The sequence below is a fragment of the Streptomyces sp. NPDC059917 genome (assembly GCF_042730635.1).
In the GTDB taxonomy this organism is placed as follows: Bacteria; Actinomycetota; Actinomycetes; order Streptomycetales; family Streptomycetaceae; genus Streptomyces.
Genome location: NZ_JBHWLC010000151.1, coordinates 1 through 9070 on the forward strand (window position 1 = coordinate 1; position 9070 = coordinate 9070).

The 9070-nt window shown below is 74.0% G+C and carries 6 protein-coding genes and 1 pseudogene; 5 read left to right on the forward strand and 2 right to left on the reverse strand.

What is annotated here, in order from left to right:
• Positions 1–205 (reverse strand): annotated as a pseudogene (locus ACFWAR_RS38630) (hypothetical protein); the annotation flags it as partial.
• A gap of 273 nt (positions 206–478) precedes the next feature.
• A complete protein-coding gene (locus tag ACFWAR_RS38635; RefSeq protein WP_385788186.1) occupies positions 479–1822 on the reverse strand; it encodes an SWIM zinc finger family protein in 1344 nt (447 codons plus the stop codon).
• 134 nt (positions 1823–1956) lie between these two features.
• On the opposite strand from ACFWAR_RS38635, the gene ACFWAR_RS38640 reads away from it, so the two are divergent.
• The 5 genes from ACFWAR_RS38640 (at position 1957) to sucD (ending at position 9016) form a co-directional block, all read left to right on the forward strand.
• Complete coding sequence (locus ACFWAR_RS38640; protein ID WP_354383073.1) at positions 1957–3063, forward strand: AAA family ATPase; 1107 nt, start codon at positions 1957–1959, stop codon at positions 3061–3063.
• On the forward strand, positions 3021–5417 hold the full coding sequence (locus ACFWAR_RS38645) for a DUF5682 family protein (RefSeq protein ID WP_385788193.1): 2397 nt from the start codon (positions 3021–3023) through the stop codon (positions 5415–5417). Before ACFWAR_RS38640 ends, ACFWAR_RS38645 begins: the two co-directional genes overlap by 43 nt.
• 23 nt (positions 5418–5440) lie before the next feature.
• The gene (locus ACFWAR_RS38650) at positions 5441–6625 is read left to right on the forward strand and encodes a VWA domain-containing protein (protein WP_385788195.1); all 1185 of its coding nucleotides are present in this window, start codon (positions 5441–5443) and stop codon (positions 6623–6625) included.
• A gap of 297 nt (positions 6626–6922) precedes the next feature.
• On the forward strand, positions 6923–8101 hold the full coding sequence (sucC, locus tag ACFWAR_RS38655; protein WP_385788189.1) for an ADP-forming succinate--CoA ligase subunit beta: 1179 nt from the start codon (positions 6923–6925) through the stop codon (positions 8099–8101).
• 21 nt (positions 8102–8122) lie between these two features.
• The gene (gene sucD / locus ACFWAR_RS38660) at positions 8123–9016 is read left to right on the forward strand and encodes a succinate--CoA ligase subunit alpha (protein ID WP_385788191.1); all 894 of its coding nucleotides are present in this window, start codon (positions 8123–8125) and stop codon (positions 9014–9016) included.
• Positions 9017–9070: the final 54 nt, after the last annotated feature.

Below are 9070 nucleotides of genomic sequence, written 5' to 3' on the forward strand. Positions count from 1 at the left end.
GGCCCGCCTCGGCCGGCCGCAGCCCGGCCCGGCGGCGCACCGCCGCGACGGCCGCCGCGTCCAGCAGGGCCCGCGGCGAGCCGGTCGCACCACTGCCGCGCCGCCGCTCGGTGCCGAGCAGCGCGGCGCTGACCAGCTCTTCCCACGGCTCGCCCCCGGGCGCCCGCCCGTCCCCGTGCTCGTCCCCGTGCCTGTTCCCGTTCACGTGCCCCTCCCTCGTGCTCGTCCTCGGCATCCGCCTCGGCCCCGGCCTCGCCGCCGGGTGGTGCGCTCCGGTCCCGCCCCCTCCGCGGGACCGGAGCAGTCCTCCCCTGTGTGGTCGTGTGCGTCGTGCGTGTGGTGTGCGTCGTGCCCTCGGCCGGCCTTTCGGCCCGCTAGCTGGCGTGGTTGTCGTTCACAGAAGCCCCCCGGCTTGCTCGTTGCCCGCCGGCGCCCCCGCGCCGGCGGTACTGCCGCGCGGCTCGCGCCGCGCCGTCGTTCAGCCCAGGACGACGGGCTCGTCGGAGCCCGCGGCCCAGGCGGTCAGTGGAGTGAACCCGCGGTGTCCGCATTCGCCGAACACCGTCACCGGGTCGCCCCCGGACAGCGCCGCCAACTGCCACAGCCCCGAACGGGACCGCCCGGCGGCCGCCGGTACGGGAAGGGCGGACGTTCCCCGGGCGTCCGCCAACTGCCAGCCGTGCTCCCCGGGAACCGGAACCACCGGGCCGAGCACCACCGGCCAGGCGTCCAGCCACGGGTCCTCGCGCAACGCCCTCCCATAGGCGTCGAGCGCGGCCCCCGTCGAGATCCCGGCCGGGGCCAGCGGCCACGGCGCGGGCGCCGCGAACCGCTCCCCGAGGTCCGCCCGCAGCCCCGCCGACCCGGGCCGGAAGCGGGCTTGCGCGTCCAGTGCCAGGCCGACCGGCAGCGCCAGCCCCGGCGGCCGCCCGGGCGGACCGAAGTCCAGGACCAGCGCCGCCCGTCCGCTCGCCGCCCCGCGCAGCCAGATCCGGCGCGTGGTGAGCCGGCCGTCCGGCGAGACGGTGTCGTACTGGGACAGCACCAGCCAGTGGTCGCGCACCGCGTCCCCCTCCGCGGTGTTCGTGATGCCCACCCTGGCCCGGACCGTGGCGGCCAGCGGCTCGGGAAGTCCCCCCACCCCCAGCCAGGCCCGGTCCAGCAGATGGAGGAGCGCGCACTCCTCCAGCATCCGGCCGGGCCAACCCGGCCCGGAGGTCGGTATGGTTCCCAACTCCCTTACGCGGGAGGCCAGTCCGGGTGCCTGTGCATCGACCATACGGGCCGCCGTCTCCTCCCACAGGGAATATCCGGCGTGCTCCTGACCGGCCAGTCCGCCGCGCAGCAGATCGTCCAGCCGCTGCTCCATTTCGCTCACGCCCGCGCCGATCCGGGCCGCTCTGCGCTCGCTGCGCCGACGGGCCGCCTCCGGGTCGGCGACCGCCGCGGCCGCCCCCGGGGCGGCCGCACGGGCGGCCCGCGCCGCCCGCTCGGTCAGCCAGGTCGAGGCCCACTCCGGAGCCTCGGCCGGTTCGCCGAAGCCCTCCGCCGCCCAGAGCAACAGCAGCCCCAGCGCGTGCTTGCACGGAAACTTCCGACTCGGGCAGGAGCACGTGTACGCCGGGCCCGTCAGGTCCACGACCGTCCGGTACGGCGTACTGCCGCTGCCCTTGCACCACCCCCACACCGCACCGGAAGCGGAACCTCCGGTCTGCGACCACGGACCCGCCCCGCCCAGCTTGGCACCCGCCTTGCGTGACGCCACGTCAGGAGCCAGAGCCAGTACCTGTTCCGCTGTCCAGCGGACCCCCTGCTCAGTCATGTGTTCCACCGTAGGCACCCCCACTGACAATCGCTCTGACCTGCAACAACACTCCGAGCAAGGGGTGTTGTCAGTGGCGTGGTGCACCGTGGTCACAGCAGTCGGGAGCGGCTGCCGAGCATTGGAGGGGGACCATGACCATGCCCGAGAACGGCGCCGGCGCCGAGGTGCTGCGCCCGCATGCCGAAGACGCCTTCGCCCACGAACTGAAAGCCCTCGCGGCCGCCGACGACCGGCCCCGCCCGGTCCGCTGGAAGCTCTCGCCCTGGGCCGTCGCCACCTACCTGCTCGGCGGCGAACTCGCCGACGGCACCGTGATCACGCCCAAGTACGTCGGCCCGCGCCGCATCGTCGAGGTCGCCGTCACCACGCTGGCCACCGACCGCGCCCTGCTCCTGCTCGGCGTCCCCGGCACCGCCAAGACGTGGGTGTCGGAACACCTGGCCGCCGCGGTCAGCGGGGACTCCACGATGCTCGTCCAGGGCACCGCGGGCACCCCGGAAGAGGCGATGCGCTACGGCTGGAACTACGCGCGGCTGCTCGCCCACGGCCCGAGCCGCGAGGCGCTCGTCCCCAGCCCGATCATGCGGGCCATGACCGAGGGCATGACGGCGCGCGTCGAGGAGCTGACCCGGATCCCGGCGGACGTCCAGGACTCCCTGATCACCGTGCTGTCCGAGAAGACCCTGCCCATCCCCGAACTGGGCCAGGAGGCGCAGGCCGTCCGCGGGTTCAACCTCATCGCCACCGCCAACGACCGCGACCGCGGGGTCAACGAGCTCTCCAGCGCGCTGCGCCGCCGGTTCAACACCGTCGTACTGCCGCTGCCCGCGACCGCCGACGCCGAGGTCGACATCGTCGCCCGCCGGGTCGACCAGATGGGCCGCGCCCTGGACCTGCCGCCCGCGCCCGAGGGGCTGGACGAGATCCGCCGCGTCGTCACCGTCTTCCGCGAGCTGCGGGGCGGCATCACCGACGACGGCCGCACCAAGGTGAAGTCGCCGAGCGGCACCCTGTCGACCGCCGAGGCGATATCCGTCGTCACCAACGGACTCGCCCTGGCGGCCCACTTCGGCGACGGCGTACTGCGCCCCTCGGACGTGGCCGCGGGCATCCTCGGCGCGGTCGTCCGCGATCCGGCCGCCGACCGGGTGGTCTGGCAGGAGTACCTGGAGGCCGTGGTCCGCGAGCGCGAGGGCTGGAAGGACTTCTACCGCGCCTGCCGGGAGGTGACCGCGTGAGCCCGCGCGCCACGGGCCCGCTGCTGCTGGGCGTGCGGCACCACGGGCCCGGCTCCGCCCGGGCGGTGCGCGCCGCCCTCGACGCGGCGGCGCCGCGGGCCGTGCTGATCGAGGGCCCGCCGGAGGGGGACGCGCTGCTGCCGCTGGCCGCCGACCCGGCGATGCGGCCGCCCGTGGCGCTGCTGGCGCACGTCGCCGACGATCCGGGCCGGGCCGCCTTCTGGCCGCTGGCCGGCTTCTCCCCGGAGTGGGTCGCCCTCCGCTGGGCGCAGACCCGGGGGATCCCGGTCCGCTTCATCGACCTGCCGGCCGCCCACTCCCTCGCGCTCGTGCCGGGCGCCGATGCGGAGCCGGAGCCGGAGCACGGGTCCGGGCCCGGGGCCGAGGAAGCCGGGGACGGTCCGGCCGCCGGCCTCCGGCTCGACCCGCTCGCGGCGCTCGCCGCGGCCGCCGGGTACGAGGACCCGGAGCAGTGGTGGGAGGACGTCGTCGAACACCGGGGGAGCGGCGGCGGGGCCGGGCCGACGGCCGCCTTCGAGGCGCTCGGCGACGCCATGGCCGCCCTGCGCGAGGAGTACGGCGACGGCGGCCACCCCCGCGACGCGGTCCGCGAGGCGCACATGCGCCAGCGGATGCGGGCCGCCCGCCGCGAGTTCGGCGACGACTACGCGGTGGTGTGCGGGGCCTGGCACGTGCCCGCGCTGCGCGCGAAGACCACGGCGGCCGCCGACAAGGCGCTGCTCACCGGCCTGCCCAAGGTCAAGGTGGAGACCACCTGGGTGCCCTGGACCCACCGCAGGCTGGCCCGGGCCGGCGGCTACGGGGCGGGCATCACCTCACCCGGCTGGTACGCGCACCTCTTCGAGGCCCGCGACCGGCCCGTGGAGCGCTGGCTGACGAAGGTCGCCGGGCTGCTCCGCGCGGCGGACCGGCAGGTCTCCTCGGCGCACGTGATCGAGGCGGTCCGGCTCGCGGAGACCCTGGCCGCGCTGCGCGGGCGCCCGCTGCCCGGCCTCGGCGAAACCCTCGAAGCGGCCGTCGCGGTCATGTGCGAGGGCTCCACCGTGCCCCTGGGGCTCATCGAGGACGGGCTGGTCGTGGGCGACGTGCTCGGCGAGGTCCCCGACGCCACGCCCGTCGTGCCCCTGCAGCGGGACCTGACCCGGCTCCAGCGCTCCCTGCGCCTGAAGGCGGAGGCCCAGGCGCGGGAGCTGGAGCTGGACCTGCGCAAGGACACCGACGGCGCCAAGAGCCTGCTGCTGCACCGCTTGCGGCTGCTGGGCATCGGATGGGGCGCGCCCACCGCCTCGCGGAGCAGCACCGGCACCTTCCGCGAGAGCTGGCGGCTGCGCTGGGAACCGGAGCTGTCGGTGCGGGTCGCCGAAGCCGGGATCTGGGGCACCACCGTGCTCGCCGCGGCCACCGCCAAGGCCGAGGCCGACGCGGCGGCCGCCGCGGAGCTGGGCGAGGTGACGGCCCTGGCCGAGCAGTGCCTGCTGGCCGGGCTGGGGCGGGCGCTGCCCGCCGTGCTGCGGGCGCTGGCCGACCGGGCCGCGCTGGACACCGACGTGGCCCGGCTCGCCCGGGCGCTGCCCGCCCTCGCCCGGTCGCTGCGCTACGGCGACGTGCGCGGCACGGACACCGCCGCGCTGGGCACGGTCGCGGCCGGGCTCGCCGAGCGGATCTGCGTCGCGCTGCCGCCCGCCTGCGCCACCGGGCTCGACGCCGACGCCGCGGCCGAGATGTGCGGCCACGTGGACGCGGTCCACGGGGCGATCGGGATGCTCGACCGCGGCGACGCCGCGGACGGGCTGCGCGGGCGCTGGTCCGGGGTGCTGCGGACGCTGGCGGGCCGGGACACGGTGCCCGGGCCGATCCGCGGCCGGGCGGTCCGGCTGCTGCTCGACGACGGCGCGCTCAGTGCCGAGGAGACCGCGCGGCTGATGGGCCTCGCGCTGTCCCCGGCGGCCGGGCCCGCCGATGCGGCCGGCTGGATCGAGGGCTTCGCGGGCGGAGCGTCCGGCGGCGGCACGCTGCTGGTGCACGACGAACGCCTGCTCGGCCTGATCGACGGCTGGCTGACCGGGGTGCCGGAGCGCGCGTTCGTCGACGTACTGCCGCTGCTGCGGCGGACGTTCGGCGCCTACGAGCCGGGGGTGAAGCGGACCCTGGGCGAGTTGGTGCGGCGCGGCCCCGCCGTGCCGGGCGGGGCCGCGGCCACGGCCGGGTCGGCGCCCGAGGGCTTCGGGCCGGAGCTGGACGCGGAGCGGGCGGACGCGGTGGTGGCGATGGTCCGGATGCTGCTGGCGGATGCCCGCGGCGCAGACGACGAGCTGGTGGGGGTGGCCCGGTGAACACGACGGACGCGACGGAAGCGATGGACTCGACGGACGCGGGGCGCGCGACGGACCCGGCGGGGGAGCGGCTGCGGCGCTGGCGACTGGTGCTCGGCGGGGGCGAGGCGGACGGCACGGGACACGCCCTGACCGGCCGGGACGCGGCGATGGACACCGCCCTCGGCGCCCTCTACGGCGGTCCCGCGGGCGGCGGCCGCAAGGCGGCCGGCCGCACCGGGGAGCGCTCCGCCGGACTCGGCGGCTCCGCCCCGGCGGTGGCCCGCTGGCTCGGCGACATCCGCACGTACTTCCCCGCCTCCGTCGTCCAGGTCATGCAGCGCGACGCCATCGAGCGGCTCGGCCTCTCCGCCCTGCTGCTGGAACCGGAGATGCTGGAGGCCGTCGAGCCGGACGTCCACCTGGTCGGCACCCTGCTCTCGCTCAACAAGGCGATGCCCGACACCACGCGGGAGACGGCCCGCCTCGTGGTCCGCGCGGTGGTGGAGCAGCTGGAGAAGAAGCTCTCCGGCCGGACCCGGGCCGTCCTGGGCGGCGCGCTCGACCGCTCCGCCCGGATCAGCCGCCCCCGGCACCGGGACATCGACTGGGACCGCACGATCCGGGCCAACCTCAAGAACTACCTCGCGGAGCACCGCACGGTCGTCCCCGAACGGCTGATCGGCTACGGCCGGGCGGCGCAATCCGTGAAGAAGGAGGTGATCCTCTGCATCGATCAGTCGGGTTCGATGGCCGCCTCCGTCGTCTACGCCTCGGTCTTCGGCGCCGTCCTCGCCTCCATGCGCTCGATCGCCACCCGCCTCGTCGTCTTCGACACCGCCGTCGTGGACCTCACCGACCAGCTGGACGACCCCGTCGACGTCCTCTTCGGCACCCAGCTCGGCGGCGGCACGGACATCAACCGCGCCCTCGCCTACTGCCAGTCGAAGATCACCCGGCCCGCGGACACCGTCGTCGTCCTGATCAGCGACCTCTACGAGGGCGGCATCCGCAACGAGATGCTGCGCCGGGTCGCGACGATGAAGGCGGCCGGCGTCCAGTTCGTCACCCTGCTCGCGCTCTCGGACGAGGGCGCCCCCGCCTACGACAGGGAACACGCGGCGGCCCTCGCCGCCCTCGGGGCCCCGGCCTTCGCCTGCACCCCCGACCTCTTCCCGGAGGTGATGGCGGCCGCGATCGAGAAGAAGCCGCTCCCGGTCCCGGCGTGAGGGACCGATCGGCCGGCCCGTGGACCACGCTCCCGTCCGCTGCACAGGGGCGGATCGCACGAATCTGCAGATCAACCGTGAGGTGATCTGTGACAGGTATCACCGCTCAGGTGTGATCTGCGATTTAGGGACCTACGTCCCGCGGGGATAACCTGCGAGACGGACATGCCGCGTCCACGGTCACCGTGTGCGCCTCCCTTGTGACAGCGCCGTCACGTTGCCCTCCGCGGCACGCCCACGCAGATAGCAGAAAACCGCGAATCACTGCGAATCTTTGAAGACAAGGGACGGACGCGCGTGGACCTGTTCGAGTACCAGGCGAGGGACCTCTTCGCCAAGCACGGTGTACCGGTGCTGGCCGGTGAAGTGATCGACACGCCTGAGGCGGCTCGCGAGGCCACCGAGCGGCTGGGCGGCAAGTCGGTCGTCAAGGCGCAGGTGAAGGTCGGAGGCCGCGGCAAGGCCGGCGGCGTCAAGCTGGCCGCCAACGCGGACGAGGCCGTCGCCCGTGCGACGGACATCCTCGGCATGGACATCAAGGGCCACACGGTCCACAAGGTGATGATCGCCGAGCTGTCCCCGGAGATCGAGGCGGAGTACTACGTCTCGTACCTCCTCGACCGCACCAACCGCACCTTCCTGGCCATGGCCTCGGTGCAGGGCGGCATGGACATCGAGGAGGTCGCGGAGAAGACCCCCGAGGCCCTCGCGAAGGTTCCGGTCAACGCGGTCGACGGTGTCGACATCGTCAAGGCCCGCGAGATCGTGGCCCTGGCGAAGTTCCCGGCCGACGTGGCCGAGGGCGTCGCCGAGGCGATGGTGACCCTGTGGGACACCTTCGTCGCCGAGGACGCGCTCCTCGTCGAGGTCAACCCGCTGGTCAAGACCAAGGACGGCCGCATCCTGGCCCTGGACGGAAAGGTGTCTCTGGACGAGAACGCCGACTTCCGCCAGCCGGGTCACGAGGCGCTCGAGGACAAGGCCGCGGCCAACCCGCTCGAGGCTGCCGCCAAGGCCAAGAACCTCAACTACGTCAAGCTCGAGGGCGAGGTCGGCATCATCGGCAACGGCGCGGGTCTCGTCATGAGCACCCTCGACGTCGTCGCCTACGCCGGTGAGAACCACGGCGGCGTCAAGCCCGCCAACTTCCTCGACATCGGCGGTGGCGCCTCCGCCGCCGTCATGGCGAACGGTCTCGAGATCATCCTCGGCGACCCGGACGTCAAGTCCGTCTTCGTCAACGTCTTCGGTGGCATCACCGCGTGCGACGAGGTCGCCAACGGCATCGTCCAGGCGCTGCAGCTGCTCGAGGACAAGGGCGAGGCGGTCACCAAGCCGCTCGTCGTCCGCCTCGACGGCAACAACGCCGAGCTGGGTCGCAAGATCCTCTCGGACGCCAACCACCCGCTGGTCCAGCGCGTGGACACCATGGACGGCGCGGCCGACAAGGCCGCCGAGCTCGCGGCTGCGAAGTAAGGGCAGAGGTCACAGACTCACATGGCTATCTTCCTCAACAAGGACAGCAAGGTCATCGTCCAGGGCATGACCGGTGCCACGGGCATGAAGCACACCAAGCTGATGCTGGCTGACGGCACCAACATCGTCGGTGGCGTGAACCCGCGCAAGGCCGGCACCACCGTCGACTTCGACGGCACCGAGGTCCCGGTCTTCGGCTCCGTCGCCGAGGCGATGGAGAAGACGGGCGCCAACGTCTCCGTCCTCTTCGTCCCGCCGGCCTTCGCCAAGGCCGCCGTGGTCGAGGCGATCGACGCCGAGATCCCGCTGGCCGTCGTCATCACCGAGGGCATCGCGGTGCACGACTCCGCCGCCTTCTGGGCGTACGCGACCGCCAAGGGCAACACGACGCGGATCATCGGCCCGAACTGCCCCGGTCTGATCACGCCGGGCCAGTCCAACGCCGGCATCATCCCGGGCGACATCACCAAGCCCGGCCGCATCGGTCTCGTGTCCAAGTCCGGCACGCTGACCTACCAGATGATGTACGAGCTGCGCGACCTCGGCTTCTCGTCCGCCGTCGGCATCGGTGGCGACCCGGTCATCGGCACCACGCACATCGACGCCCTCGAGGCGTTCGAGGCGGACCCCGACACCGACCTGATCGTCATGATCGGTGAGATCGGCGGCGACGCCGAGGAGCGTGCGGCGGACTACATCGCCAAGCACGTCACCAAGCCGGTCGTCGGTTACGTCGCGGGCTTCACCGCCCCCGAGGGCAAGACCATGGGCCACGCGGGCGCCATCGTCTCCGGCTCCTCGGGCACCGCGCAGGCGAAGAAGGAGGCCCTCGAGGCCGCCGGCGTCAAGGTCGGCAAGACGCCGACCGAGACGGCGAAGCTGGCGCGCGAGATCCTGAACGCCGCGGGCGCCTGATCACGGCACCGGCAGTACGCGTACGGGCGTGGCCCGCACCCCTCGGGGTGCGGG